This is a genomic window from Serratia sp. CY47444 (assembly GCF_052168635.1).
Lineage (GTDB): Bacteria > Pseudomonadota > Gammaproteobacteria > Enterobacterales > Enterobacteriaceae > Serratia > Serratia bockelmannii.
Genome location: NZ_JBJNMH010000011.1, coordinates 88,290 through 114,915, shown reverse-complemented (window position 1 = coordinate 114,915; position 26,626 = coordinate 88,290). Strand labels below are relative to the sequence as shown.

General features: G+C 59.0%; 28 protein-coding genes. 15 read left to right on the top strand and 13 right to left on the bottom strand.

The features are described 5' to 3' along the window. Window positions 1–51: 51 nt before the first annotated feature. The 6 genes from cyoA (at window position 52) to ACJ8IL_RS15540 (ending at window position 6,410) form a co-directional block, all read left to right on the top strand. Entirely contained in the window at window positions 52–1,002 is a 951-nt protein-coding gene (cyoA, locus tag ACJ8IL_RS15565; protein WP_025301763.1) for a cytochrome o ubiquinol oxidase subunit II, read from the top strand. 3 nt (window positions 1,003–1,005) lie between these two features. Further along, window positions 1,006–2,997 (top strand): cytochrome o ubiquinol oxidase subunit I, encoded by a 1,992-nt coding sequence (gene cyoB, locus ACJ8IL_RS15560; protein ID WP_025301762.1) that lies wholly within the window; start codon window positions 1,006–1,008, stop codon window positions 2,995–2,997. Beyond that, window positions 2,987–3,601 (top strand): cytochrome o ubiquinol oxidase subunit III, encoded by a 615-nt coding sequence (locus tag ACJ8IL_RS15555; RefSeq protein WP_004940367.1) that lies wholly within the window; start codon window positions 2,987–2,989, stop codon window positions 3,599–3,601. Before cyoB ends, ACJ8IL_RS15555 begins: the two co-directional genes overlap by 11 nt. Continuing rightward, complete coding sequence (locus tag ACJ8IL_RS15550; protein ID WP_016928864.1) at window positions 3,601–3,939, top strand: cytochrome o ubiquinol oxidase subunit IV; 339 nt, start codon at window positions 3,601–3,603, stop codon at window positions 3,937–3,939. The genes ACJ8IL_RS15555 and ACJ8IL_RS15550 overlap by 1 nt, the downstream gene beginning before the upstream one ends. Before the next feature lie 17 nt (window positions 3,940–3,956). Continuing rightward, window positions 3,957–4,847, top strand: a complete 891-nt coding sequence (gene cyoE, locus ACJ8IL_RS15545) for a heme o synthase (RefSeq protein WP_025301761.1) — start codon at window positions 3,957–3,959, stop codon at window positions 4,845–4,847. A gap of 198 nt (window positions 4,848–5,045) precedes the next feature. Beyond that, window positions 5,046–6,410, top strand: a complete 1,365-nt coding sequence (locus ACJ8IL_RS15540; protein ID WP_025301760.1) for an MFS transporter — start codon at window positions 5,046–5,048, stop codon at window positions 6,408–6,410. Between the two features lie 34 nt (window positions 6,411–6,444). Here the strand turns inward: ACJ8IL_RS15540 and ACJ8IL_RS15535 are convergent, their stop codons facing one another. Next, the gene (locus ACJ8IL_RS15535) at window positions 6,445–6,936 is read right to left on the bottom strand and encodes a YajQ family cyclic di-GMP-binding protein (protein WP_025301759.1); all 492 of its coding nucleotides are present in this window, start codon (window positions 6,934–6,936) and stop codon (window positions 6,445–6,447) included. A gap of 182 nt (window positions 6,937–7,118) precedes the next feature. On the opposite strand from ACJ8IL_RS15535, the gene panE reads away from it, so the two are divergent. Both panE and yajL read left to right on the top strand, forming a co-directional pair. Continuing rightward, on the top strand, window positions 7,119–8,030 hold the full coding sequence (gene panE / locus ACJ8IL_RS15530) for a 2-dehydropantoate 2-reductase (protein WP_049209304.1): 912 nt from the start codon (window positions 7,119–7,121) through the stop codon (window positions 8,028–8,030). Beyond that, on the top strand, window positions 7,993–8,583 hold the full coding sequence (gene yajL / locus ACJ8IL_RS15525; RefSeq protein WP_043135643.1) for a protein deglycase YajL: 591 nt from the start codon (window positions 7,993–7,995) through the stop codon (window positions 8,581–8,583). The genes panE and yajL overlap by 38 nt, the downstream gene beginning before the upstream one ends. A gap of 66 nt (window positions 8,584–8,649) precedes the next feature. On the opposite strand, the gene thiI is transcribed toward yajL, so the two are convergent. Next, on the bottom strand, window positions 8,650–10,098 hold the full coding sequence (gene thiI / locus ACJ8IL_RS15520) for a tRNA uracil 4-sulfurtransferase ThiI (RefSeq protein WP_025301756.1): 1,449 nt from the start codon (window positions 10,096–10,098) through the stop codon (window positions 8,650–8,652). Between the two features lie 160 nt (window positions 10,099–10,258). Here thiI and xseB point away from each other — a divergent pair, with 160 nt between their 5' ends. The 4 genes from xseB to ACJ8IL_RS15500 all read left to right on the top strand — a co-directional run bounded on the left by xseB (window position 10,259) and on the right by ACJ8IL_RS15500 (window position 14,429). Further along, window positions 10,259–10,522, top strand: coding sequence for an exodeoxyribonuclease VII small subunit (xseB, locus tag ACJ8IL_RS15515; RefSeq protein WP_025301755.1), 264 nt, complete (start codon window positions 10,259–10,261; stop codon window positions 10,520–10,522). A gap of 5 nt (window positions 10,523–10,527) precedes the next feature. Next, entirely contained in the window at window positions 10,528–11,448 is a 921-nt protein-coding gene (gene ispA / locus ACJ8IL_RS15510; protein ID WP_442516651.1) for a (2E,6E)-farnesyl diphosphate synthase, read from the top strand. Between the two features lie 34 nt (window positions 11,449–11,482). Next, the gene (gene dxs / locus ACJ8IL_RS15505; protein ID WP_049209302.1) at window positions 11,483–13,348 is read left to right on the top strand and encodes a 1-deoxy-D-xylulose-5-phosphate synthase; all 1,866 of its coding nucleotides are present in this window, start codon (window positions 11,483–11,485) and stop codon (window positions 13,346–13,348) included. A gap of 106 nt (window positions 13,349–13,454) precedes the next feature. After that, a complete protein-coding gene (locus tag ACJ8IL_RS15500; protein ID WP_049206201.1) occupies window positions 13,455–14,429 on the top strand; it encodes an aldo/keto reductase in 975 nt (324 codons plus the stop codon). A 33-nt stretch (window positions 14,430–14,462) separates the two neighbouring features. Here ACJ8IL_RS15500 and pgpA read toward each other — a convergent pair whose 3' ends face one another. From pgpA to nrdR, 6 genes are all read right to left on the bottom strand, one after another. Further along, entirely contained in the window at window positions 14,463–14,957 is a 495-nt protein-coding gene (gene pgpA, locus ACJ8IL_RS15495; protein WP_004940382.1) for a phosphatidylglycerophosphatase A, read from the bottom strand. Then, window positions 14,950–15,942 (bottom strand): thiamine-phosphate kinase, encoded by a 993-nt coding sequence (gene thiL, locus ACJ8IL_RS15490; RefSeq protein ID WP_043135634.1) that lies wholly within the window; start codon window positions 15,940–15,942, stop codon window positions 14,950–14,952. The genes pgpA and thiL overlap by 8 nt, the downstream gene beginning before the upstream one ends. Window positions 15,943–15,993: 51 nt before the next feature. Next, entirely contained in the window at window positions 15,994–16,410 is a 417-nt protein-coding gene (gene nusB, locus ACJ8IL_RS15485; RefSeq protein WP_004940384.1) for a transcription antitermination factor NusB, read from the bottom strand. Window positions 16,411–16,430: 20 nt separating this feature from the next. Next, a complete protein-coding gene (gene ribH, locus ACJ8IL_RS15480) occupies window positions 16,431–16,901 on the bottom strand; it encodes a 6,7-dimethyl-8-ribityllumazine synthase (RefSeq protein ID WP_004940385.1) in 471 nt (156 codons plus the stop codon). Window positions 16,902–17,008: 107 nt separating this feature from the next. Beyond that, on the bottom strand, window positions 17,009–18,118 hold the full coding sequence (gene ribD / locus ACJ8IL_RS15475) for a bifunctional diaminohydroxyphosphoribosylaminopyrimidine deaminase/5-amino-6-(5-phosphoribosylamino)uracil reductase RibD (protein WP_025301750.1): 1,110 nt from the start codon (window positions 18,116–18,118) through the stop codon (window positions 17,009–17,011). A gap of 10 nt (window positions 18,119–18,128) precedes the next feature. Next, the gene (gene nrdR, locus ACJ8IL_RS15470; RefSeq protein WP_004940387.1) at window positions 18,129–18,578 is read right to left on the bottom strand and encodes a transcriptional regulator NrdR; all 450 of its coding nucleotides are present in this window, start codon (window positions 18,576–18,578) and stop codon (window positions 18,129–18,131) included. 176 nt (window positions 18,579–18,754) lie between these two features. Between nrdR and ACJ8IL_RS15465 the strand changes: the two genes are divergently transcribed. Then, entirely contained in the window at window positions 18,755–19,315 is a 561-nt protein-coding gene (locus ACJ8IL_RS15465) for a DUF3251 domain-containing protein (protein WP_442516650.1), read from the top strand. 64 nt (window positions 19,316–19,379) lie between these two features. Here ACJ8IL_RS15465 and secF read toward each other — a convergent pair whose 3' ends face one another. The 5 genes from secF to queA form a co-directional block, all read right to left on the bottom strand. After that, window positions 19,380–20,348 (bottom strand): protein translocase subunit SecF, encoded by a 969-nt coding sequence (gene secF, locus ACJ8IL_RS15460; protein WP_004940389.1) that lies wholly within the window; start codon window positions 20,346–20,348, stop codon window positions 19,380–19,382. Window positions 20,349–20,358: 10 nt separating this feature from the next. Further along, on the bottom strand, window positions 20,359–22,206 hold the full coding sequence (gene secD, locus ACJ8IL_RS15455) for a protein translocase subunit SecD (protein ID WP_004940390.1): 1,848 nt from the start codon (window positions 22,204–22,206) through the stop codon (window positions 20,359–20,361). Between the two features lie 24 nt (window positions 22,207–22,230). Further along, entirely contained in the window at window positions 22,231–22,563 is a 333-nt protein-coding gene (gene yajC / locus ACJ8IL_RS15450) for a preprotein translocase subunit YajC (protein WP_004940391.1), read from the bottom strand. 33 nt (window positions 22,564–22,596) lie between these two features. Then, window positions 22,597–23,721 (bottom strand): tRNA guanosine(34) transglycosylase Tgt, encoded by a 1,125-nt coding sequence (gene tgt / locus ACJ8IL_RS15445; protein WP_033634014.1) that lies wholly within the window; start codon window positions 23,719–23,721, stop codon window positions 22,597–22,599. 72 nt (window positions 23,722–23,793) lie between these two features. Further along, window positions 23,794–24,864, bottom strand: coding sequence for a tRNA preQ1(34) S-adenosylmethionine ribosyltransferase-isomerase QueA (queA, locus tag ACJ8IL_RS15440; protein WP_016928878.1), 1,071 nt, complete (start codon window positions 24,862–24,864; stop codon window positions 23,794–23,796). Window positions 24,865–24,984: 120 nt separating this feature from the next. On the opposite strand from queA, the gene ACJ8IL_RS15435 reads away from it, so the two are divergent. Continuing rightward, a complete protein-coding gene (locus ACJ8IL_RS15435; RefSeq protein ID WP_173889166.1) occupies window positions 24,985–25,566 on the top strand; it encodes an ACP phosphodiesterase in 582 nt (193 codons plus the stop codon). 229 nt (window positions 25,567–25,795) lie between these two features. Further along, window positions 25,796–26,398, top strand: coding sequence for a peroxiredoxin C (locus tag ACJ8IL_RS15430; RefSeq protein ID WP_004940403.1), 603 nt, complete (start codon window positions 25,796–25,798; stop codon window positions 26,396–26,398). The last annotated feature ends 228 nt before the right edge of the window (window positions 26,399–26,626 follow it).

Genomic DNA, 26,626 nt, shown 5'->3' with positions numbered 1-26,626 from the left:
ATGCCCGCACACATGAAACGACAATTGAGCCTTTGTTATTGAGGTCGTTAGATGAGACTTAAGAAATACAATAAAAGTATTGGGATGCTGTCATTAATCGCAGCCACTGTATTGCTCAGTGGTTGCGATATGGTTTTGATGAATCCCAAAGGAGCAATTGGTGTTGAGCAACGGACACTGATTATCACTGCAATCGCGTTGATGTTGATCGTGGTGGTGCCAGTTATCTTCATGGCGTTCGCCTTTGCCTGGAAGTATCGCGCTTCCAACAAAGACGCCAAGTACAGTCCGAACTGGGCCCACTCCAACAAGATCGAAGCGGTCGTCTGGACCATTCCTATCATTATCATCGCCATCCTTGGCACCATTACCTGGAAGACTACCCACGAACTCGACCCGTTCAAGCCGATTGTCACCGACAAGAAGCCGATGACGATCGAAGTGGTGTCGCTCGACTGGAAATGGCTGTTCATCTACCCGGAACAAGGCATTGCGACGGTTAATGAGCTGGCTTTCCCGAAAGATGTTCCAGTCGAATTCAAGATCACCTCTAACTCGGTAATGAACTCGTTCTTTATCCCGCAGTTGGGTGGACAGATTTATGCGATGGCCGGCATGCAGACCAAACTGCACCTGATCGGCAACGAAGCCGGTGCCTACAAGGGCATCTCCAGCAGCTACAGCGGCGCAGGCTTCTCCGGTATGAAATTCACCGCGATCGTTACCCCGACCGAAGGCGACTTCGATCAGTGGGTGGCCAAGGTGAAGGCATCGTCTAAAAACCTGAACACCACCGACGACTTTAACAAACTGGCAGAGCCGAGTGAAAACAACCCGGTTGAGTACTTTGCCGCTGTCAAACCGAATTTGTTCAAAGAAACAATTGCCAAATTCATGGGCGACATGGATATGCACAAGGGCGCTGGCGCGCACGAAGGCATGGACATGAGCCAAGGTATGGACATGGGTGAACATGCTGCTCACGCCGGAGCCGAGGAATAACTGATGTTGGGAAAATTAACACTTGATGCGGTTCCGTACCACGAACCGATCATCATGGTCACCGTAGCCGCAATTATTGTCGGGGGCCTGGCAGTGCTGGCGCTGCTGACCTATTTCGGCAAATGGAAGTGGCTGTGGAGCGAATGGCTGACTTCGGTCGACCATAAAAAAATTGGTATCATGTACATCGTCGTGGCGATGGTCATGCTGCTGCGCGGCTTCGCCGACGCCATCATGATGCGTAGCCAGCAGGCGTTGGCGTCCGCCGGCGAAGCCGGGTTCCTGCCGCCGCACCACTACGACCAGATCTTCACCGCGCACGGCGTTATCATGATCTTCTTCATGGCGATGCCTTTCGTAGTCGGCCTGATGAACGTCGTGGTACCGCTGCAAATCGGTGCGCGCGACGTTGCCTTCCCGTTCCTGAACTCCCTGAGCTTCTGGTTCTTCGTGGTGGGCGTTGTGCTGATCAACATCTCCCTGGGGGTCGGTGAGTTCGCTCAGACCGGTTGGCTGGCGTATCCGCCGCTGTCGGGTAAAGAGTACAGTCCTGGCGTCGGGGTCGATTACTGGATCTGGAGTCTGCAGATTTCCGGTCTGGGTACCCTGCTGACCGGCGTGAACTTCTTCGCCACCATTCTGAAGATGCGCGCCCCTGGCATGCCTCTGATGAAGATGCCGGTGTTCACCTGGGCGGCACTGTGTACTAACGTCCTGATCATCGTTTCTTTCCCAATTCTGACCGTCACCATCGCGCTGCTGACCCTGGATCGCTATCTGGGCACCCATTTCTTCACCAATGATATGGGCGGCAACATGATGATGTACATCAACCTGATTTGGGCCTGGGGTCACCCAGAGGTGTATATCCTGGTTCTGCCGGTGTTCGGCGTGTTCTCCGAAGTCACCGCAACCTTCTCCAGAAAACGCCTGTTCGGCTATACCTCACTGGTATGGGCAACCATCGCGATTACCGTTCTGTCGTTCATCGTCTGGCTGCACCACTTCTTCACCATGGGGTCCGGTGCGAACGTTAACGCCTTCTTCGGTATCGCCACCATGATCATTTCCATCCCGACCGGGGTGAAAATCTTCAACTGGCTGTTCACCATGTATCAGGGCCGTATCAAGCTCAACTCCGCGATGCTGTGGACCGTTGGCTTCATCATCACCTTCTCCGTGGGTGGTATGACCGGCGTTCTGCTGGCGGTACCGGGCGCGAACTTCGTGCTGCACAACAGCCTGTTCCTGATCGCTCACTTCCACAACGTCATCATCGGCGGCGTGGTGTTCGGTTGCTTCGCGGGCCTGACCTACTGGTTCCCGAAATCCTTCGGCTTCACGCTGAACGAAAAATGGGGCATCCGCGCGTTCTGGTTCTGGATCATCGGCTTCTTCACCGCCTTCATGCCGCTGTACGCATTGGGCTTTATGGGCATGACCCGTCGTATCAGCCAGAACATCAACCCTGAGTTCCACCCTCTGCTGCTGGTTGCAGCCGGCGGTGCGGCGCTGATCGCCTGCGGCATCCTGTGCCAGCTGACCCAGATCTTCGTCAGTATCCGTGACCGCGAACAGAACCGCGATCTGACCGGTGACCCATGGGGTGCTCGTACTCTGGAGTGGTCAACCTCGTCTCCACCGCCATTCTATAACTTTGCCGTAGTGCCACAGATCCATGACCGTGATGAGTTCTGGGACATGAAAGAAAAAGGCGAAGCGTATAAGAAACCGGCTAAATACGAACCGATTCATATGCCTAAGAACACCGGCGCCGGCGTTATCATCGCCTTCTTCAGCCTGGTATTCGGTTTCGCAATGATTTGGGAAATCTGGTGGATGGCTCTGGCCGGCTTCATCGGTATGATCGTTGTCTGGATCGGCAAGAGCTTCGATCACGATGTTGACTACTATGTGCAGGTTGATGAAATCGAGCGCATTGAGAACCAACACTACGAACAAATCCGTAAAGCAGGCGTGAACCATGTCAACTGAAACTCTGACCAATCATAACGCAGCCCATGCAGAGCATGGGCACCACGACGCAGGAGAGACCAAAGTCTTCGGATTCTGGATCTACCTGATGAGCGACTGTATTTTGTTTGCGAGCTTGTTCGCGACTTATGCAGTCCTGGTGAACGGGACCGCTGGCGGTCCCTCAGGCAAAGACATCTTCGACCTGAAGTTTGTCCTGGTCGAAACTTTCCTGCTGTTGTTCAGCTCCATCACCTACGGCATGGCGATGATCGCCATGAACAAAGGTAAAGTTGGCGGTGTAAACACCTGGTTGTTCCTGACCTTCCTGTTTGGTCTGGGCTTCGTGGCGATGGAAATCTATGAATTCCATCACCTGATCGCCGAAGGCTTCGGTCCGGATCGCAGCGCGTTCCTGTCCAGCTTCTTCGCGCTGGTCGGCACCCACGGTCTGCACGTGACTTCTGGCCTGATTTGGATCATCGTGCTGATGATTCAGGTGAGCAAGTTCGGCCTGACCGCGACCAACAAAACCCGCCTGATGTGCCTGAGCCTGTTCTGGCACTTCCTGGACGTGGTCTGGATCTGCGTATTTACCGTTGTCTACCTGCTGGGGGTTATGTAATGAGCCATTCATCCCATGAAACCTCTCACGGCGGCGCAAGCCACGGCAGCGTGAAGTCATACCTGATCGGCTTTATCCTGTCGATCATCCTGACGGTAATTCCATTTGCGATGGTAATGAACGGCTCCGCCTCTCATTCCACCATCCTGGCGGTTGTTGTCGGTATGGCGGTTATCCAGGTGATTGTTCACCTGGTTTACTTCCTGCACATGAACACCTCATCGGAAGAGCGCTGGAACCTGGTGGCATTGCTGTTCACCGCTATGATCATCGGTATCGTTGTTGTAGGTTCACTCTGGATTATGTACAACCTCAACATCAATATGATGGTCGATTAAGAGCTGAGCTGCACGTGATGATTAAGCAATACCTGCAAGTCACTAAACCAGGAATTATTTTCGGCAATTTAATTTCTGTCGTCGGGGGATTCCTGCTCGCTTCCAAAGGGAGCATCGACTATCCCCTGTTTCTCGCCACCCTGGTGGGTGTCTCGTTGGTGGTCGCGTCGGGCTGTGTGTTTAACAACTACATCGACCGCGACATCGACAAGAAAATGGAGAGAACGAAGAATCGGGTGCTGGTAAAAGGCCTGATCGCGCCGAGTGTCACCCTGGTTTATGCGACCGCTTTGGGTATTGTGGGCTTTGCGTTGCTGTATATCGCAGCCAACCCGCTGGCCATGTGGCTGGCGGTGATGGGCTTCGTGGTTTATGTCGGCGTTTACAGCCTGTACATGAAACGCCACTCGGTCTACGGCACGCTGATCGGCAGCCTGTCGGGCGCCGCGCCGCCGGTTATCGGCTACTGCGCGGTGACCAACGAGTTCGACGCCGGCGCGTTGATCCTGCTGGCTATCTTTAGCCTGTGGCAGATGCCGCATTCTTATGCGATCGCTATCTTCCGCTTTAAAGATTACCAGGCGGCCAACATTCCGGTGCTGCCGGTGGTGAAAGGCATTTCCGTCGCCAAGAACCACATCACGGTCTACATCCTGGCATTTATGATCGCCACGCTGATGCTGACCCTGGTTGGTTATGCCGGCTACAAGTACCTGATCGTCGCTGCGGCGGTGAGCGTATGGTGGCTGGGCATGGCGCTGCGCGGTTACAAGACCGAAAACGACAGCGTCTGGGCGCGTAAACTGTTCGTGTTCTCCATCGTCGCCATCACCTCGCTGAGCGTGATGATGTCGATCGACTTCAGCGCCACGGCGGCGCCTGAAGCGCTGGTGACCTACGTTTGGTAAGCCAAATCATCTGTGAATGGGCCGCTTTTGCGGCCCATTTTATTTGTCACGCCGAAAAGCGGCCAAACTGTAATATCTGTTAAACAACATTCGATTTACCCCCCCTGCCCTGCACACTAAAATGACGCAGCTTTACAGAAATCATGCCATCAGGCGCTGTCGCAACGTCTGATGGCATGGTTTTTACAGAGGTTTGATGTGAACGATAATTCAATGACCCCGCAGGAGCGCCGCGCCACCTGGGGATTGGGCACCGTATTCTCCCTGCGCATGCTCGGCATGTTTATGGTACTGCCGGTGCTGACCACCTACGGCATGGCGCTCAACGGCGCCAGCGAAGCGCTGATCGGTATCGCCATCGGCATTTACGGCCTGGCACAGGCGGTATTTCAGATCCCGTTCGGCCTGGTGTCCGATCGCATAGGCCGCAAGCCGCTGATCGTCGGCGGCCTACTGATCTTTGCCCTCGGCAGCGTGATCGCCGCCGTCACTGACTCTATCTGGGGCGTGATCCTCGGCCGCGCGTTGCAAGGCTCCGGCGCCATCGCCGCCGCGGTAATGGCGCTGCTCTCCGATCTGACCCGCGAGCAGAACCGCACCAAAGCGATGGCGTTCATCGGCGTCAGCTTCGGTATCACCTTCGCCATCGCCATGGTTCTGGGCCCCATCATCACCCATGCCTTGGGCCTGCATGCGTTGTTCTGGATGATCGCCGTGCTGGCGCTGGCCGGCATCGTCATCACTCTGGCAGTAGTACCTTCCGCCGATACCCATCTGCTGAACCGCGAGTCCAGCATCGTGCGCGGCAGCTTCCGCAAAGTGCTGAGCAACTCGCGCCTGCTGAAGCTCAACTTCGGCATCATGTGCCTGCATATCCTGCTGATGTCGAGCTTCGTGGCGCTGCCGCTAGCGATGGAGAAAGCCGGGCTGGCGGCCAGCGAACACTGGATCGTCTACCTGGTGACCATGCTGGTGTCGTTCGCCGCCGTGGTGCCGTTCATCATCTATGCCGAAAAATATCGCCGCATGAAGCAGGTGTTTATGGGCTGCGTGGCGGTGCTGTTTTGCGCCGAAGTGCTGCTGTGGCTCTCCGGCGCTCATCTATGGGGCATCATCGCCGGCGTGCAGCTGTTCTTCATGGCCTTCAACGTGATGGAAGCCATTCTGCCTTCACTGATCAGCAAAGAATCACCGGCCGGCTACAAGGGCACCGCGATGGGGGTCTACTCCACCAGCCAGTTTATCGGCGTGGCGATCGGCGGCAGCCTCGGAGGCTGGCTGTACGGTTTGCAGGGGGCGGGCTTGGTGTTTATCGCCGGCGCCGTGCTGGCCGCAGTCTGGTTCCTGGTCAGCAGCACCATGAAAGAGCCGCCGTATGTCAGCAGCCTGCGCATTACGCTGTCGGAACTGGCGGTGAAGGATTCGGCGCTGGAAAGCCGCCTGAAGGCACAGCCCGGTGTGGCCGAGGCGATAGTCGTGCCGGAAGAGCGCAGCGCCTACGTCAAGGTGGATACTAAGCAGACTAATCGCGGTCAGCTGGAAGCGCTGGTCAATTCGCTGTAAAGAATCAGGGCCGGCAATGCCGGCCCCGTAGAGATTAATCGCGGAAGTTCTTGAACTGGAACGGCTGCCCCAGATCGCCGCCGCGCACCAGCGCCATCACGCTCTGCAAATCGTCGCGTGACTTGCCGGTCACCCGTACTTCTTCACCCTGGATCTGCGCCTGCACCTTCAGCTTGCTGTCTTTGATCAGCTTGACGATTTTCTTCGCCACAGAGGTTTCAATCCCCTGCTTCAGCTTGGCTTCCACGCTGTAGGTTTTGCCGCTGTGGGTAAACTCTTCCGGGATCTCCAGCGCAGCGCCGTCGATGCTGCGCTTGCTCAGCTTTTCGCGCAGAATGTCGAGCAGCTGTTGCACCTGGAAATCAGACTCGGTGGCAACCTTGATGCTTTGGTCTTTCTCGTTTAGCTCAAAGCTGGCCGGCACGTTGCGAAAATCCCAGCGGGTACCGAGATCGCGGGTAGCGTTCTCAACGGCGTTACGCACTTCCTGCATATCAATTTCGGAAACGATGTCGAAAGATGGCATACTTCTTCCTCCTGAATGAGTGCCTAATAGCTTAGGCGATTTTGATGCCGAGCATGATAACCGCTTTGCCGCCTCAGACAAAATCTGCTGAACGCACGCAGGGATAGCGCTTCGGGCTGCCATAAAGCCTATAGTTAATTCACGGTAATTGAGCGGTATTCCCGTGTTTCCAAGGAGACTGAATGAAAATAACCATTCTTGGTTGCGGCGCGCTCGGACAACTGTGGCTCTCCCGGCTGTATCAGCAGGGCCACGATGTACAGGGATGGCTAAGAGTGCCACAGCCTTTTTGCGCAGTGAACGTGATAGAGCCGGAAGGCGTCTCGTTCAATCGCAATTTGCCCACCAACGATCCGGAGCATCTTGCGCAAAGCGAGCTGCTGCTGGTGACGCTAAAAGCCTGGCAGGTGTCCAGCGCGGTCAGCGCGCTGCTGCCGAAGCTGGACCCCCAGTGCGCTATTTTGCTGCTGCACAACGGCATGGGCACCCAGGAAGAGCTGCCGCCGAACGGCCAGCCCATCCTGCAGGGCACCACCACCCACGCTGCGCGCCACGAAGGCAGCACCATTATCCACGTCGCCACCGGCATCACCCACATCGGCCCAACCTCGCCGGCCGCCCAACACCTCAGCCACCTGGCGGAAGTGCTGCATCAGGCACTGCCTGACGTCGCCTGGCACAACAATATCGCCTCGGCCAACTGGCGCAAGCTGGCGGTCAACTGCGTGATCAACCCACTGACGGCGCTGTACGGCTGCCGCAACGGCGACCTGCAGCGTTACCCGGAACAGATCGAAACGCTGTGCCGTGAAGTCGCCAGCGTGATGGCGATGGAGGGCTACCACACCTCCTGTGAAGGCCTGATGCAATACGTGATGGACGTGATCCACAGCACCGCCGACAACATTTCGTCGATGCTGCAGGACATCCGCAGCCAGCGGCACACCGAGATCGACTACATCACCGGTTACCTGCTGCGCCGCGCGCGCAGCCACGGCCTCACGCTGCCGGAGAATGCGCGGCTGTTTGAATTGATTAAACGAAAGGAAAATGAATATGAGCGTATCGGCGCTGGTCTGCCTGGCACCTGGTAGCGAAGAAACCGAAGCCGTCACCACCATCGACCTGCTGGTGCGGGCGGGCGTAAAAGTCACTACCGCCAGCGTTGCCGGCGACGGCGAGCTGACTATCGTCTGTTCGCGCGGCGTCAAGCTGCTGGCCGACGCGCCGCTGGTGGCGATCGTCGATGAGCCGTTCGACGCCATCGTGCTGCCCGGCGGCCTGAAAGGCGCGGAATGCTTCCGCGACAGCCCGCTGCTGGTGGAGAAGGTGCGGCAAATGCATCTGCAGGGCAACATCGTCGCCGCCATCTGCGCGGCGCCGGCGCTGGTGCTGCAACACCACGATCTGTTCCCGATCGGCAACATGACCGGCTTCCCGGGCCTGAAAGACCAGATACCGGCGGATAAATGGATGGAGCGCCGCGTGGTGTACGATGCCCGCGTCAACCTGCTCACCAGCCAGGGGCCGGGCACCGCGATGGAGTTCGCGCTGAAGCTGATAGACCTGCTGCTTGGTAAAGCCAAGGCGGCGGAGATCGCCGCGCAGCTGGTGCTGATCCCGGGGATGTACGACTTCCGCGACTGAGCGGCTTGCCGATAAAAAAAGGGCTGAACATCGGTTCAGCCCTTTTCGTTGATGCCGCTCCGTGCGTTACGGGCGATAAACCTTCACGTTGTTGAAGCCCTGCTCCAACAGGTACAGCGCCTGCAGGCGGCTCATCACGCCGCGCTCGCAGTACAGCAGGTAGGTTTTGCTCTGGTCCAGATTACCAAACTGGGTGCTCAGCTTGTAGAACGGCAGCGCTTTCACTTCAACCTGTTCCAGCTGCAGCGGTTTCTCTTCCTGCTCGTCGTTGGAGCGGATATCCAGGATCACCTCGTCGGCGCCGAAGGCCGCGACGGTTTCCACCTCGGTCACCTGTTCCTGCGTCTGTTCGGCGATAGAGCGGATATCAACGTTCTTCGCCTCGCTCACCACGCGGTCAAGAATGCTGAAATCGAAGTGGCTCTCTTCCTCTTCGATCTTGGCCTTGACGGCTTTTACCGTCGGGCTCTTCGAAATCACACCGCAATATTCCGGCATGGTTTTGGCGAAGTCTTCAGTGCCGATTTCGCGCGCCAGCTTGATGATGTGCTCTTTATCGTGCGAGATCAGCGGACGCAGGATCAAGGTATCGGATGCATTGTCGATCAAGCGCAGGTTGGTCAGCGTCTGGCTGGAGACCTGCCCCAGCGCCTCACCGGTCACCAGCGCCTGCACGCCGTAGCGTTCGGCCACTTGCGAAGCGGCGCGCACCATCATGCGCTTGAGCACCACGCCCATCTGGCCGTCGTCGACCTTCTCCAGGATCTCGCCCACCACCGGCTCGAAGTCGATAGCGACGAAGCGCACCTTGTGCGAACTGGCGAAGCGATTCCAGAGATAATGTGCCACCTGCTTCACGCCGATCTCGTGCGCAGCGCCGCCCAGGTTGAAGAAGCAGAAGTGCACGCGGCAACCGCGACGCATCAACATATAGCTGGAGACGCCCGAGTCGAAACCGCCGGAAATCAGCGACAGTACGTCTTCCTGGGTGCCGACCGGGTAACCACCGATGCCTTCGAGGCGGCGTTTGACCAGCATCAGCTTGTCGTCTTCAATCTCCAGGTTTACCGTGACCTGCGGGCGGGTCAGGTTAACGCGCGCGCTCTCGATATGCTGGTTCAGGCCGCCGCCGACGTAGCGCTCCACGTCCTGCGAATTGAACGCCTGCTTGCCGCGGCGTTTGACGCGCACGCAGAAGGTTTTGCCTTCCAACTGGGCGCGGTAGGCTTCCAGCGTCTGCTCGAAGATGTGGTGGATGTCGGTATAAGCGCGGTCTTCCACTTCCAAAATATGGTGGATGCCGGGAATGCGCGTCAGGGCGTCGGCGATGATCGGCCGCTGGTTTTCATCTTTGGCGCGAACTTCGATATGATCCCAGTGACGGACGACCGCCAGCGTTTCATCATACTGCTTCAGGACGTTGCGAATATTGGTCGAGAGAATCTTGATAAAGCGCAAGCGCACAGATTGGCTCTTGATGGTGATTTCCGGGAACAATTTAATGATAAACTTCATGGCGGTCTTTGTTGTCAGATAAGAATTACGGCGCGGAGTATATCACCATATCGCCGTGCTCTGCGCACAAAACCACACATGAGCGCCATGATTTGCTAATCAAGATCCGCTAGGATAGGCTCTGGCGCCACGGTTCACATGATGACGTAAAAAGAAAATTATGCCGAAAAAACCAGCACAATCAGCCAGTACAGAGCAAACTGCCAGCTTTGAAAGCGCCCTCGGCGAGCTGGAAAGCATCGTGACGCGTCTGGAGTCAGGCGAATTGCCGCTGGAAGACGCGCTGAACGAGTTCGAACGTGGCGTACAGCTGGCGCGTCAAGGCCAGCAGAAACTGCAACAGGCGGAACAGCGTGTGCAGATACTCCTTAACGACAGCGCCGACGATGCGGCGCTGACGCCTTTCACACCGGATACCGAGTAACCGACATGTCTGAGATCGCCCCATCGGCCGCTTTTGCCGATCAAATGCAGATTTTCCGCCAGCGTGCCGATCGCGCGCTGTTGGACTTCATCGCCCCGCTGCCGTTCAACGACGGCAACATGGTGGCGGCGATGCGTCATGGCGCCTTACTGGGCGGCAAGCGCCTACGGCCGTTCCTGGTCTACACCACCGGCCAGATGTTCGGCGTGTCGCTGAGCAGCCTGGATGCGCCGGCGGCAGCGGTGGAATGCATTCATGCCTACTCGCTGATCCACGACGATCTGCCGGCGATGGACGACGACGATCTGCGCCGCGGCCAGCCGACCTGCCACATTAAATTCGGCGAAGCCAACGCGATCCTGGCCGGCGATGCGCTGCAAACGCTGGCGTTTTCGATCCTGGCCGATGCCGAAATGCCTGACGTGGCGTTGCGCGATCGGCTGGCGATGGTCTCCGAACTGGCGACCGCCAGCGGCGTAGCCGGCATGTGCGGCGGCCAATCACTGGATCTGGAAGCCGAAGGCAAGCGCGTCGATCTGCAGGCGCTAGAGCAGATCCACCGCCACAAAACCGGCGCACTGATCCGCGCGGCGGTGCGCTTGGGCGCGCTGAGCGCCGGCGAAGCCGGGCGAGCGGCGCTGCCGGAGCTGGATCGTTATGCCGCCGCGGTTGGTCTGGCGTTCCAGGTTCAGGATGACATTTTGGACGTTGTCGGCGAGACTGAGAAAATCGGCAAGCGCCAGGGAGCGGACCAACAACACGGAAAGAGTACCTACCCGGCGTTACTCGGGCTTGACAGCGCGAAAGCAAAAGCGTGGGATCTCTATCAGGAAGCATTAGCTGCATTGGACACTTTGGCAGCGCAATCTTATAACACAGCGCCATTGCGAGCGTTAGCCAGCTTCATTATTGAACGCGACAATTAACGTGTGACGTTAACTCCTCTGATATGAGTATCGAATGAGTCTTGATATAGCCAAATACCCAACCCTGGCGCTAGCGGAAAACCCCGAGGAACTCCGCTCGCTGCCCAAAGAGAGCTTGCCGAAGCTGTGCGATGAGCTGCGGCAATACCTGCTGAACAGCGTCAGTCGTTCCAGCGGCCACTTTGCCTCCGGGCTGGGTACCGTCGAACTGACGGTGGCGTTGCATTTCGTCTACAACACGCCGTTCGATCATCTGGTGTGGGACGTCGGCCACCAGGCCTACCCGCACAAAATTCTGACCGGCCGTCGCGACCGCATCGCCACCATTCGGCAAAAGAACGGCTTGCACCCCTTCCCGTGGCGCGCCGAAAGCGAATACGACGTGCTGTCGGTCGGCCACTCATCGACCTCGATCAGCGCCGGCCTCGGCATGGCGGTGGCGGCAGAGCGTGAAGGCAAAGGCCGCCGCACGGTGTGTGTGATCGGCGACGGCGCCATTACCGCCGGCATGGCGTTCGAAGCGATGAACCACGCCGGCGACATCAATCCGGACATGCTGGTGGTGCTGAACGACAACGAGATGTCGATCTCGGAAAACGTCGGCGCGCTGAACAATCACCTGGCGCAGCTGCTGTCCGGCAAGCTTTACTCCACCCTGCGCGAAGGCGGCAAGAAAGTGCTGGCCGGCGTGCCGCCGATCAAGGAGCTAGTGAAACGCACCGAAGAGCACCTGAAAGGCATGGTGGTGCCGGGTACGCTGTTCGAAGAGCTGGGCTTCAACTACATCGGCCCGGTAGACGGGCACGACGTACAGGGCCTGGTCGCCACGTTGAAAAACATGCGCGATCTGAAAGGCCCACAGCTGTTGCACATCATGACCAAGAAAGGCCGTGGTTACGCGCCGGCGGAGAAGGATCCGATCAGCTTCCACGCGGTGCCGAAGTTCGATCCCGCCAGCGGCACGCTGCCGAAAAGCGCCGGAGGTCTGCCGACCTATTCGAAAATCTTCGGCGACTGGCTGTGTGAAACCGCCGCCAAAGACAGCTCGCTGATGGCGATCACGCCGGCGATGCGCGAAGGCTCCGGCATGGTGCAGTTCTCTCGCGACTACCCGCAGCAATATTTCGACGTGGCGATCGCCGAGCAGCACGCGGTCACTTTCGCCGCCGGGCTGGCGATCGGCGGCTACAAGCCGGTGGTGGCGATCTATTCCACCTTCCTGCAACGCGCCTACGACCAGTTGATCCACGATGTGGCGATCCAAAACCTGCCGGTGATGTTCGCCATCGATCGCGGCGGCATCGTCGGCGCCGACGGCCAGACCCATCAGGGGGCGTTCGATCTGTCGTTCATGCGCTGCATCCCGACCATGGTGATCATGACGCCAAGCGACGAGAACGAATGCCGGCAGATGCTGTATACCGGCTATCACTATAACGATGGCCCGAGCGCCGTGCGCTATCCGCGCGGCACCGGCACCGGCGCTGCGCTGGAGCCGCTCAGCCTGCTGCCGATCGGCAAAGGCGTGGTGCGCCGTCAGGGGGAAAAGATCGCCATTCTCAACTTCGGCACCCTGCTGCCGGAGGCCGCGCAAGCGGCGGAAGCGCTCAACGCCACGCTGGTCGACATGCGCTTCGTCAAACCGCTGGACGAGCAGTTGGTGCTCGAACTGGCCGCCAGCCATGAAACGCTGGTCACGCTGGAAGAGAACGCGATCATGGGCGGCGCCGGTAGCGGCGTTAACGAACTGCTGATGGCCAAACGCCGCCCGGTGCCTGTGCTGAACCTCGGCCTGCCGGACAGCTTCGTCTCGCAGGGCAGCCAGGAAGAGCTGCGTGCCGATCTGGGGCTGGACGCCGCCGGTATTCAGCGCCAAATCGAAACCTGGCAGGCGCAGTAATCACCGCCTACACCTGACAAACGCCCCCGCCTGCGGGGGCGTTTTCGTTTCCGCCCTTCGGGATCCGCGCTACAGTTACTGTCTGAGCTGTGAATGGGAGGCAAGCATGAAGTACCTGAAACTGGGCAACACCGATCTGAACGTCTCGCGCATCTGCCTGGGTTGCATGACCTACGGCGAACCGAACCGCGGCAATCACGCCTGGACGCTGCCTGAAGAGAGTAGCCGTCCGCTGCTGAAACAGGCGCTGGAAGCCGGCATCAACTTTTTCGACACCGCCAACAGCTATTCCGACGGCAGCAGCGAGGAGATCCTCGGCCGGGCACTGCGCGACTATGCGCGCCGCGAGGAGGTGGTGATCGCCACCAAGGTGTATTTCCCGCTGAGCAACCTGGAGCGCGGTTTGTCGCGCGCCAAGATCATGCAATCCATCGACGACAGCCTGCGGCGTCTGGGCACCGACTATGTCGATTTGCTGCAAATCCATCGCTGGGATTACGAAACGCCGCTGGAAGAGACGCTGGAAGCGCTGCACGACGTGGTGAAAGCCGGTAAGGCGCGATACATCGGCGCCTCCTCGATGTACGCCTGGCAGTTCGCCAAAGCGCTGTATACCGCCGATCTGCACGGCTGGACGCGCTTCGTCAGCATGCAGGATCAATACAACCTGATCCAGCGCGAAGAAGAGCGCGAGATGCACCCGCTGTGCGCCGCCGAAGGCATCGCCGTGCTGCCGTGGAGCCCGCTGGCGCGCGGCCGCCTGACCCGCCCCTGGGGCGAAACCACCGCGCGGCTGGTTTCCGACCAGTTCGGCAAGAGCCTGTACGAGGAAACCGAAGGCATTGACGCCATTATCGCCGAGCGCGTCGCCAGCCTCGCCGACGAACGCGGCGTGTCACGCGCGCAGATCGCGCTGGCCTGGCTGCTGAACAAGCCGGCGGTCAGCGCACCGATCGTCGGCGCTTCGCGCAGCGAACAGCTGGACGACGCCATCGCCGCAGTCGATTTGAGTTTGTCGCCGCAAGAGGTGGCGGAACTGGAGACGGCTTACGTGCCGCACCGGGTGACAGGGTTTGAATAAAGAGAAGCGGGCGCGAAGAAGCGCGCCCGTCTGTCAGAACAGCCCGATCGGCCAGTGGTGCCCAATCAGGTAGATGATGCCGGCGGACAGCACGCCGGCGATGATATCGTCGACCATAATACCCATGCCGCCATGCACGTTGCGGTCGAACCAGCGGATCGGCCACGGTTTCCACATATCCAGAATACGGAAGATGACGAAACCGGCGGCGACCCAGCGCCAATCGTTGACCGGCAACGCCATCAGCGTGATCCACATGCCGACGAACTCGTCCCAGACGATGCTGCCGTGATCGTGCACCTTCATGTCTTTTGCCGTGCGATGGCAAATATAGACACCGATGCAAATGCTGAACATCACCGCCAGCGAGTAAAGCTGCCACGGCAGTTGGATCAGCAGCAGCCAGAACGGGATCGCCGCCAGCGATCCCATGGTGCCCGGCATCACCGGCGACAAACCGCTGCCAAAACCGGTGGCCAGCAGGTGCCACGGATTGCTCATCCGCAGCCGGCGCTTGGCTTCATCCATCGGTGCCCGGCTCCGCGTTGAAATGATCGAAACCGGCCCAGTCCAGCTCTACCGCCTCATCGTCGCGATAATAGCGAATACCTTCAGACAGCGGGCCAATTTGGCCGATACAGGTGTAGTCGGCTCCGAGGTGGCTCAGCGCCACTTCCAGCGCACCGCGGTTGATCTCCGGCACGGTGAAGCACAGCTCATAATCTTCGCCGCCCGCCAGCGCCCAACGCAGCGCCTGCTCGGCATCGGCGTGGCTGCTCAGCGCCTGCGACATCGGCAGCTCGTCCAGTACGATGCGTGCGCCACAGTCGCTGGCCTTCAGGATATGCTTCAGATCGGAAATCAGGCCATCGGAGATGTCGATCGCCGAGCTGGCCAGATCGCGCAGCGCCTGCCCCTGCAACACCCGCGGCTGCGGCCGCAGATGACGCGCGACCAGATAATCGCGCGCCGCCGCATCCGTCACCGCCAGGCGATCCTGCAGGATCGCCAGACCGGCGGCGCTGTCGCCCAGCGTGCCGGTCACATAGATCCAGTCGCCGATGCGCGCGCCGCTGCGGGTCAGCGCCCGGCCGGCCGGGATCAGCCCCTGAATGGTCAACGTCATGCTCAGCGGGCCGCGCGTGGTATCGCCGCCAATCAGCTGCATGCCGTAATAGTTGAGCTGATCGAACAGGCTGTCGCTGAAGGCCTTCAGCCACGGCTCGTTCACCTCCGGCAGGGTCAGGGCCAGCGAGAGCCACGCAGGATCGGCGCCCATCGCCGCCAGATCGCTCAGATTGACCGCCAGCGCCTTGTAACCGAGATCGGCCGGATCGATGTCCGGCAGGAAGTGAATGCCCGCCACCAGCGTATCGGTACTGACGGCCACCAGCTGTTTTTCCGGCACTGCCAGCAGTGCGCAGTCATCTCCAATGCCCAACTGTACATCCCGGCGCACGCGCTTAAACCGGTCAAAATAGCGGGCAATGAGGTCAAATTCGCCGCATGCCATATCGATATTCCACTAGAAGAAATTAAGGCCGGGAATGCCGGCCTTAATGTTTTACTTTTTCTTGCGAAGGGTTGGCGCCACTTTATCCAGCACCCCGTTCACAAACTTGTGGCTGTCTTCCGCGCCGAAGGTTTTCGCCAGCTCGATCGCTTCGTTAATCGCCACCTTATAAGGGACATCCTCGCGCATTTTCAGTTCAAACAGCGCGACGCGCAGCACCGCGCGCTCCACCTGGCCCAGCTCTTCGAGCTGACGCGACAGGTAAGGCGCCATCAGTTCGTCCAGCATACCTGCATTCACTGCCGCGCCGGACAGCAACTCGCGAAAATAGGCGACGTCAACATCTTTGACATCCTGCTCCGTCAGGAACTGGTGTTCAACATCGGCAAGGTCGTTTTTAGACAACTGCCAAGAGTAAAGCGCTTGAACAGCGCACTCACGAGCGCGGCGACGAGCAGCAGGTTTCACGGAATTCCCCTTAACTAAATTCAGGCTTTAATAGCTTTGATAACATTAATCATTTCAAGTGCGGTCAGCGCGGCTTCAGCGCCCTTGTTGCCCGCTTTGGTGCCGGCGCGTTCGATCGCCTGTTCGATGCTTTCGGTGGTCAGCACGCCAAAGGCAACCGGGATTTCGGCATTCATCGCAACGTTGCCGATGCCGGAGCTGGCTTCGCCCGCTACATATTCGAAGTGCGCGGTGCCCCCACGGATAACGGTGCCCAGCGCGATAACCGCGTCGTATTTGCCGGTTTTGGCCAATACGCTCGCCGTCAGCGGCAGCTCGTAAGCGCCCGGGACCCAGACAACGGTGATGTTGTCGTCAGCAACCTGACCAATGCGTTTCAGCGCGTCGATAGCACCTTCCAGCAGGCTGTCGTTGATGAAATTGTTAAAACGTGCAATTGCGATCGCCACACGGGCATTTGGAGTAGCAACAACACCTTCGATAACTTTCATGGGCTTTCCTTAAAAATGGGTTCAATACCCCGCAGGGGGGCGGATTCTATCATATTCTTTCACCGCCTGCGCGGCGCTTTTGTAAAACCGGCGCGCGGGCGCGAGATTCAGTGTTTCGCCCGCAGGCGCAAACGCAGATCGGGGCCAACCTGACGCACGTCACTAAAGACGAATTCCGGCGCGTCGGCCAGCCGTTCCAGGCCCGGCAGATGACACAGGCCACGGCCATTATCGCCCAACAGTTTCGGCGCGATGTACAAAATGAGCTCATCCACCAGGCCAGCCTGCAGCAGCGCGCCGGCCAGCGTTGCGCCCGCCTCTACCCAGATTGAATTCACCTGGCGCTTGGCCAACAGCATCATCATCACCACCAGATCGATGCCGCCGCCGTGCGCCGGGCAGATAAACTGTTCGACCTCTTGCGGCCAGGCCTGTTCATCCGCCTGCAGGCGCGCCAGCCAGGTAGCGCCCGGCTGCTGCACCACGCGGTGCTGCGGGGTAATGCGATTTTGGCTGTCGAGCAGGATGCGCAGCGGCTGGCGCAGATTTTCGCGCGGATAGAGGCGCTGCGTCTCGGCGTCCAGCTCATCCCAACGCACCGTCAGCGACGGATCGTCCGCCAGCACGGTGGCGCTGGTGCTGAGAATGGCGGCGCTCTGCGCGCGCAGGCGCTGCACGTCCTGACGCGCTTCGGGTGAGGTGATCCACTGGCTTTCGCCGGAGGCCATCGCCGTGCGGCCGTCCAGCGACGCGCCCAGCTTCAGCTGCACATAGGGGAAACCGGTGCGCATGCGTTTGAGGAAGCCCAGGTTGACCGCTTCGGCCTCGGCCAGCATCAGGCCATGACGGACTTCGACGCCGGCTTGCTGCAGCTTGTACAAGCCGCGCCCCGCCACCTGAGGATTGGGATCTTGCATCGCCGCGACCACCCGCGTCACGCCGGCGGCCACCAGCGCATCGGCGCAGGGCGGCGTGCGGCCGTGGTGACTGCACGGTTCGAGCGTGACATAGGCAGTGGCGCCGCGCGCCTTGTCGCCCGCCATGCGCAGCGCGTGCACTTCCGCATGCGGCTCGCCGGCGCGCAGATGATAGCCTTCACCGACAATTTCGCCGTCGCGCACGATAACGCAGCCGACGTTCGGATTGGGCGCGGTGGTGAAACGCCCCAGCCGCGCCAGTTCGAAGGCGCGCGCCATGTAAAATTCGTCGTGATGCATGAAAGATCCTTTAGTCTTGCAGGCGGGCAATCTCTTCACCGAACTCGCGCACGTCTTCGAAGCTGCGATACACCGACGCGAAGCGAATGTAGGCCACCTTATCCAGCTTTTTCAGCGCGTCCATCACCAGATTGCCGACTAACTTGGTCGGCACTTCGCGTTCGCCGGTGGCGCGCAGTTGGGATTTGATATGATTAAGGGCGTTTTCCACATCGTCCGAGCTGACCGGGCGCTTTTCCAGCGCTTTCAGCATGCCGCGACGCAGTTTGTCTTCGTTGAACGGCTCGCGCACCTCATCGCTTTTAATCACTCGCGGCATCACCAGCTCGGCCACCTCGAAGGTGGTGAAGCGTTCATTGCATACCAGACACTGGCGGCGGCGGCGCACTTGCGAACCGTCCCCCACCAGGCGGGAATCGATGACTTTGGTATCAACGGCGGCGCAGAAAGGGCAATGCATAACACGTCCTGATAAACGTTTTTTATAGATAAATGCAGTTTAACCCGAAGTGCAGCCACAACAAAGGGCGGCGGCCATTTGTTGCGACAGGCGGCGGGAAGGTGGCAGCGATATGACTTTCACCACTATGCGGACTAAGCTTGATAGCAGGAGACTCAGCATAGGAAATCGCCGTCATGACAACCTGTTACCCTAAAATCGCCCTGCTCGCCGCCGCCATTTTGCTGGCGGGCTGCGCGCACAACACCGCCGTGCCTCAGCTGCGCCATCAGGTCGCCGCGCTGAACCAGAAAGTGAGCGTACTGACCGACCAAACCACCGCACTGGAGCGGCAGAATTTGCTCAATCAGCACTCCGACAATGGCGTCTACCTGCTGCCGGCGGCTCGAAGCGCTGCCCGTTTGCAGAGCAGCATCGGCGAACTGAGCGTTTCGCTGAGCCACATCAAGAGCGAAGCCAACGGCACGCAGGCGCAGCTGCATGTGCGCATCCTCTCACAGGCTACGCTGCCGCCGTTCAAAGCCGTGGTGGAATGGGGCCAGCTGGATGAAGCCACCGGCCGGCCGTTGACCGCCGAAGCGCTGTCGCAACCGATCGCCAGCGCCGACTCGCTGCTGCCGAAACCCGGTCAGGACTTCGAGCTACGCTTCAGCGGCCTGACGCCGGAACAGCTCGGCTATATCCGTCTGCACAGTCTGGTGGCCACCGCCCAACCGGCGGTGGTGCAGCAACGCTGAAACCCAAAGCAAAAAAAAGGAGCGCCATTGGCGCTCCTTCTCATTTCGCTGAATACTGCGGCGGTTAAGGCAGAATCGAAGGCTGATCCGCGCCCTCTTTTTCCACTTTTTGCTGCAGCATGTGCTCGCGTTTCATCCCCAGCTTCAACGCCAGCGCGGACGCGACGTAGATGGAGGAAACGGTACCGATCGACACGCCGATCAGCATCGCCAGCGAGAAGCCTTGCAGCATCGCGCCACCGAAGATGTACAGCATCAGCACCACCATCAGGGTAGTACCGGAAGTCATCAGCGTACGGCTCAGCGTCTGGGTCAACGACACGTTCATGATCTCGTAAGGCGTACCGCGGCGGATCTTGCGGAAGTTCTCACGAATACGGTCGGAGACCACGATGCTGTCGTTCAGCGAGTAACCGATAACCGACATCAGGGAAGCGACGATGGTCAGGTCAATCTCGATGTGGAACAGCGACAGCACGCCCAGCGTGATGATCACGTCGTGCGCCAGCGCGATAACCGCCCCCAGCGCCAGGCGCCATTCGAAGCGGAAACCGACGTAGATCAGGATACAGATCAACGCCACCAGCAGCGCCATGCCGCCGGTTTGCGCCAGCTCGCTGCCCACGCTCGGGCCGACGAACTCGATGCGCTTCACGGTGGCGTTTTTATCCACCGAGTCGTTGATCACGCCGATCACCTTGTTGCCCAGTTCCTGGCCTGCGGTGCCGGTCGCCGGTGGCATGCGCACCATCACGTCGCGGCTGCTGCCGAAGTTCTGGATGATCGGATCCTGGAACCCGGCCTTCTCCAGCGTGTCGCGCATCAGGTCAAGGTTAGCCGGCTTCTCCAGGTTGATTTCAATCACCGTACCGCCGGTGAAATCCAGACCCCAGTTAAACCCGCGCACCGACATGGTGACGATCGACGCGACCAACAGCAGCAACGAGATGCCGAAGGCCAAATAGTCCCAGCGCATAAAGTCGTAGACTTTACGGCCGTAGTTGAGTTGCTCAACAGTATAATCCTGTGCCACAACGCACTCCTCAGATAGACAGCTTGTTAATGCGTTTGCCGCCGTAAAGCAGGTTGACGATGGCACGGGTACCGACAATCGCGGTGAACATGGACGTCGCCACACCGATCGCGGTGGTGATCGCAAAGCCTTTGATCGAACCGGTGCCCACTGCGTACAGGATGACCGCGGTGATCAGCGTGGTGATGTTGGCGTCGACGATACTGGAGAACGCGCCTTTATAGCCCTCATGGATTGCCTGCTGAACGGACCGGCCATTCTTCAGCTCTTCCTTGATACGTTCGTTAATCAGTACGTTGGCGTCGACCGCCACCGCCAGCGTCAACACGATCCCGGCAATGCCCGGCATGGTCAGCGTCGCCCCCGGCAACAGGGACATCACGCCGACGATCAGCACCAGGTTAGCGACCAGCGCCGTGGTGGCGATCACGCCGAACTTACGGTACCAGACCACCATGAAGACGATGGACGCCACCAGGCCCCACAGACAGGCTTCCAGACCTTGGGTAATGTTCTGCTGACCCAGGGTTGGACCGATGGTGCGCTCTTCAACGATCTGAATCGGCGCGATCAGCGCACCCGCACGCAACAGCAGCGAAAGCTGACGCGCTTCGTTCGGGTTGCCGATACCGGTGATGCGGAAGCTGTTGCCCAGACGCGACTGAATGTTCGCCACGTTGATCACTTCTTCCTGTTTCACCAGCACCGCACGGCCGTTGGCGTCTTTCTTACCGCTGTCCTTATACTCCACGAACAGGGTCGCCATCGGCTTGCCGATGTTGTCCTTGGTGAAGTTGGACATGGACGTGCCGCCGGCGCTATCCAGCGAGATGTTAACCTGCGGCTGGTTGTATTCGTCGGTGCTCGAGGTGGAGTCGGTGATGTGGTCACCGGTCAGGATCACGCGCTTGTACAGCACGATCGGCTGGCCGTCGCGGGTATATTTCACCTCGGAATCGCCCGGCACGCGGCCATTGGCCGCCGCGGTGGCGTCCGCATTGGTGTTCACCAGACGGAATTCGAGGGTCGCGGTGGCGCCCAGAATTTCTTTGGCGCGCGCGGTGTCCTGAATGCCCGGCAGCTCGACCACGATGCGGTCGGCGCCCTGGCGCTGCACCAGCGGTTCGGCGACGCCGAGCTGGTTGACGCGGTTACGCAGGATAGTGATGTTCTGCTGGACGGCGTATTCACGCGCTTCGCTCAGACGGGCGTCCGTCAGGTTCGCTTTCATGGTGTTGGCGCCGTTGGCGGACAGCACCAGATCGCGCTGACGCGGGCCGATGTAGCTGATGGCCTGGTCGCGAGCCGCATCGTCACGGAAGCGAACTTCCACGCCGTTGTTGTCCAGCTTGCGGATAGACGCGTAAGGAATGCCCTTCTCGCGCAGCTCGCTGCGCAGGGTATCCATGGTCTGTTCCTGCAGCTTGCTCAACGCGGTGTCCATGTCCACTTCCATCAGGAAGTGCACGCCGCCGCGCAGGTCCAGGCCGAGTTTCATCGGTTCTGCGCCCAGCATGGCCAGCCAGGTCGGCGTGGCCGGCGCCAGGTTCAGCGCCACGACGAATTTGTCACCCAGCTCGGTCACCAGCGCTTCGCGGGCGCGCAGCTGAACGTCAGGATCTTTAAAGCGAGCCAGGATAGCGCCATTTTCCAGCGCAATCGACTTGCTCGCGATGTTGTCTTTTTCTAATACGGTACGGACCTGGTCCAGCGTAGTTTCACTGGCGGCGACGCCGCGCGCGCCAGTGATTTGTACGGCCGGATCCTCACCGTAGATGTTGGGAAGCGCATAAAGCAGACCGACGAGGATCACGACGATCAACATCAGATACTTCCACAAAGGATAACGGTTTAGCACGGCAATTCCCTTCGGGAAAAAAGATTACAGGGCCTTCATGGTACCTTTCGGCAGAACGGCCGCCACGAAGTCACGCTTGATCATCACTTCCGTGGTGTCGTTCAGCGCGATGGCGATGATGCCGGTGTCGGCCACTTTGGTCACACGACCGATCAGGCCGCCGGTGGTCAGCACTTCGTCGCCTTTACCGATGGAGTCCATCAGCTTCTTGTGATCTTTCGCGCGTTTCTGCTGTGGGCGCAGGATCATGAAGTAGAAGATCAGGCCGAACACCACCAGCATAATGATCAGAGAGTACGGGCTTCCCTGAGCCGGAGCCCCTGCGGATGCGACGGCGTCAGAAATGAAAAAGCTCATTGAAATTCCCTCATTAAGTTATCAATTATTAGATCAAGCGTTTAAAGGCGGAATCGGCTTGCCGATCCGACCATAGAAATCCGCAACAAACTGCTCTAATTTACCCTCTTCGATAGCCTGGCGTAAACCCGCCATCAGGCGCTGGTAGTGACGCAGGTTATGAATTGTGTTCAGTCGAGCACCCAATATTTCGTTGCAACGGTCGAGATGGTGCAAGTAGGCGCGGCTGTAATGGCGACACGTGTAGCAATCACAGTCCTTATCCAGCGGAGAAGTATCATCCTTGTGCTTGGCATTACGGATTTTTACCACACCGTCAGTCACGAACAAATGGCCGTTGCGGGCGTTGCGGGTCGGCATAACGCAGTCGAACATGTCGATGCCGCGGCGCACGCCTTCCACCAAATCTTCCGGCTTGCCGACGCCCATCAAATAGCGTGGCTTATCTTCCGGAATTTGCGGGCAAACGTGTTCAAGAATGCGATGCATATCCTCTTTCGGCTCGCCTACAGCCAAGCCGCCCACAGCGTACCCGTCAAAGCCGATATCCACCAGCCCTTTGACGGAAACATCACGTAAATCTTCGTAAACGCCGCCCTGAATGATGCCGAACAGCGCATTTTTATTTTCCAGCTCGTCGAAACGCTTGCGGCTGCGCTGCGCCCAGCGCAGCGACATTTCCATCGAACGCTTGGCGTAGTCCCAGTCGGCCGGGTACGGCGTGCATTCGTCGAAGATCATCACGATGTCGGAACCCAAGTCATACTGGATTTCCATCGATTTTTCCGGGCTCAGGAACACCTTGTCGCCGTTGATCGGGTTGCGGAAGTACACGCCTTCCTCTTTGATCTTGCGCATCGCCCCCAGGCTGAACACCTGGAAACCGCCGGAGTCGGTGAGGATCGGGCCCGGCCACTGCATGAAATCGTGCAGATCGCCGTGCAGCTTCATGATCTCCTGGCCCGGGCGCAGCCACAGGTGGAAGGTGTTGCCCAGCAGGATCTGCGCGCCGGTCTCTTTCACTTCTTCCGGCGTCATGCCCTTGACCGTGCCGTAGGTGCCGACCGGCATAAAGGCCGGGGTTTCCACCACGCCGCGGTCGAAAATCAGGCGGCCGCGGCGTGCGCGGCCATCGGTAGTTTGTAGTTCGTACTTCACAAAGCCTCCAGCATCAGAGAAACAGTCTGATGTCGTTGAAACGGGGCCGCGCCGTGGGCGCAGCCCGGGAAATTAACCGCCGACGGACTCGTTTTCCGCCTGCGGATTACGGCTGATGAACATCGCATCGCCGTAGCTGAAAAAGCGGTACTGCTCGGCCACCGCCTGCTGATAGGCGTTCATGGTATTTTTGTAGCCGGCGAAGGCCGACACCAGCATGATCAGGGTGGACTCCGGCAGGTGGAAATTGGTCACCAGCGCGTCGATCACCTGGTAGTGATAGCCCGGATAGATAAAGATGCTGGTGTCGCCGAAGAACGGCGCAATCAGCGCCTCTTTGCTGGCCGCAGCGGCGCTTTCCAGCGAGCGCACCGAGGTGGTGCCCACCGCCACGACGCGCTTGCCGCGCGCTTTGCAGGCCAGCACCGCATCGACCACGTCCTGCGGCACTTCGGCGTATTCGGCGTGCATCACGTGATCTTCGATGGTTTCCACGCGCACCGGCTGGAAGGTGCCGGCGCCGACGTGCAGCGTCACGAACGCCATTTCCACGCCTTTGGCGCGCAGCGCCGCCAGCAGCGGTTCGTCGAAGTGCAGGCCGGCGGTCGGCGCGGCGACCGCGCCCGGTTTCTCGCTGTAGACCGTCTGATACAGCTCACGGTCGGCGTCTTCATCCGGGCGAGCGATATAAGGCGGCAGCGGCATGTGGCCGGCCGCGTTGAGAATGGTGAATACATCGCGTTCGTCGTTGAAGCGCAGCTCGAACAGCGTCTCGTGGCGCGCCACCATGGTAGCGGCGATGCTCTCATCATCCCCCAACAGCAGCTCGGCGCCCGGCTTGGGCGCTTTCGACGCGCGCACGTGCGCCAGCACGCGATGGTCGTCCAGCACGCGCTCCACCAGCACTTCTATCTTGCCACCGCTGACCTTGCGGCCGAACATGCGCGCCGGGATCACGCGGGTATTGTTGAACACCAGCAGGTCGCCGGCTTCCAGCTTATCCAGCAGATCGGTGAATACGCCGTGCGTCAGCGCCCCGCTCGGCCCGTCCAGCTGCAGCAGGCGGCATGCGCTGCGCTCGGCCTGGGGATAGTGGGCAATCAGGGATTCGGGAAGTTCAAACGAAAAATCAGCGACGCGCATGGGTATTCACTTCTTCAATTTATGGCTGGTTGGTAAAAAACAGGCGGCCTAGTCTAAAGCCGGGGGCGGTCAGCGGCAAGAAATAAGGAGGATTTGCCTGACTTCGGGTATAGTTGAGGGATGAATTTTCTCGCTCATCTTCACCTGGCCATGCTGGCGGACAGCTCGCTGCTGGGCAACCTGCTGGCCGATTTCGTGCGCGGCAACCCAGCCGCCGACTACCAGCCCGACGTGGTGGCCGGCATCATGATGCACCGTCGCGTCGACGTGCTGACCGACAGCCTGCCGCAGGTCAAAGCCTGCCGCGACTATTTCAGCGCCCCCTACCGCCGCGTGGCGCCGATCACCCTCGACGTGGTGTGGGACCATTTTTTGGCGCGCCACTGGCAGCAGTTGGAGCCCTCACGCGACCTGCACCAGTTTACCCAGGAAGCCCGCAGCCAGATCGAACCTTACCTGCCGCTCACGCCGCCACGCTTTCAGAACCTGAACGGCTATCTGTGGCCGGAACGCTGGCTGGAACGCTACGCCGAATTGCCGTTCATCGCCCGGGTATTGCAGGGCATGGCCAGCCGCCGTCCGCGCCTCGATGCCCTGGCAGGCTCGTTCGCCGACGTCGAGCGACACTATCATCAGCTTGAAACACAATTCTGGCAGTTTTATCCACAAATGATGCGGCAGGCGAAGGAAAAAACGCTCTGAGGTCAAGCTCAAGCGTTTGAAATTGCAGCGCCTTGCAAGAATTTACGCTTTGCCGCTTGCCCTTTTGTGGGAAAAGGTTATTTTTAAAGCCTGTCAAATTTAATTAATGAATTTAATAGGTAAAAGCTATCTCATCGATTGGTCTTTTGCCCTTTATTCGCCAAGTCGTGGCCCCTATACTGGCCCTTGTTTTTACATCCACCCTTTAACACCTATTACAGGAGTAATTATGGTCCTGGTAACTCGTCAAGCCCCTGACTTCACTGCAGCTGCCGTACTGGGTAGCGGCGAAATCGTTGAAAACTTCAACCTGAAGAAGCACCTGAACGGTAAACCAGCCGTGCTGTTCTTCTGGCCAATGGACTTCACCTTCGTATGCCCTTCCGAGCTGATCGCTTTCGATCACCGCTATGAAGAGTTCCAGAAGCGTGGCGTTGAAGTGGTTGGCGTTTCCTTCGACTCAGAATTCGTCCACAACGCATGGCGTAAAACCCCTGTCGACAAAGGCGGCATCGGTGAAGTGAAATACGCAATGGTTGCTGACGTTAAGCGTGAAATCCAGAAAGCTTACGGCATCGAACACCCGGAAGCTGGCGTTGCGCTGCGCGGCTCCTTCCTGATCGACAAAGACGGCATCGTGCGTGCTCAGGTTGTTAACGACCTGCCAATCGGCCGTAACATCGACGAAATGATCCGTACCGTTGACGCGCTGCAATTCCACGAAGAGCACGGTGAAGTGTGCCCGGCTCAGTGGGAAAAAGGCAAAGCAGGTATGGGCGCTTCCCCAGACGGCGTGGCAAAATACCTGTCTGAAAACGCTGCCAAGCTGTAATTTCAGCCTGATAGTGAATCAACCGGCCCACGCGGCCGGTTTTTTTATGCCCCTTTTTGGGGCAGACCGCCCGCCTTCAGTGCTTTATTTCCCTGTTTCCGCTCACATTTCCCGCCCAGTTCGCCGCGTGAATGCCCATCTGCGGCTACTATCAATAACGCTGGCTCGCGCTTTGCAAGCGAACAGCAGCAAGCAAACACAACACAATAAAAAACTGACAGGGTAGGA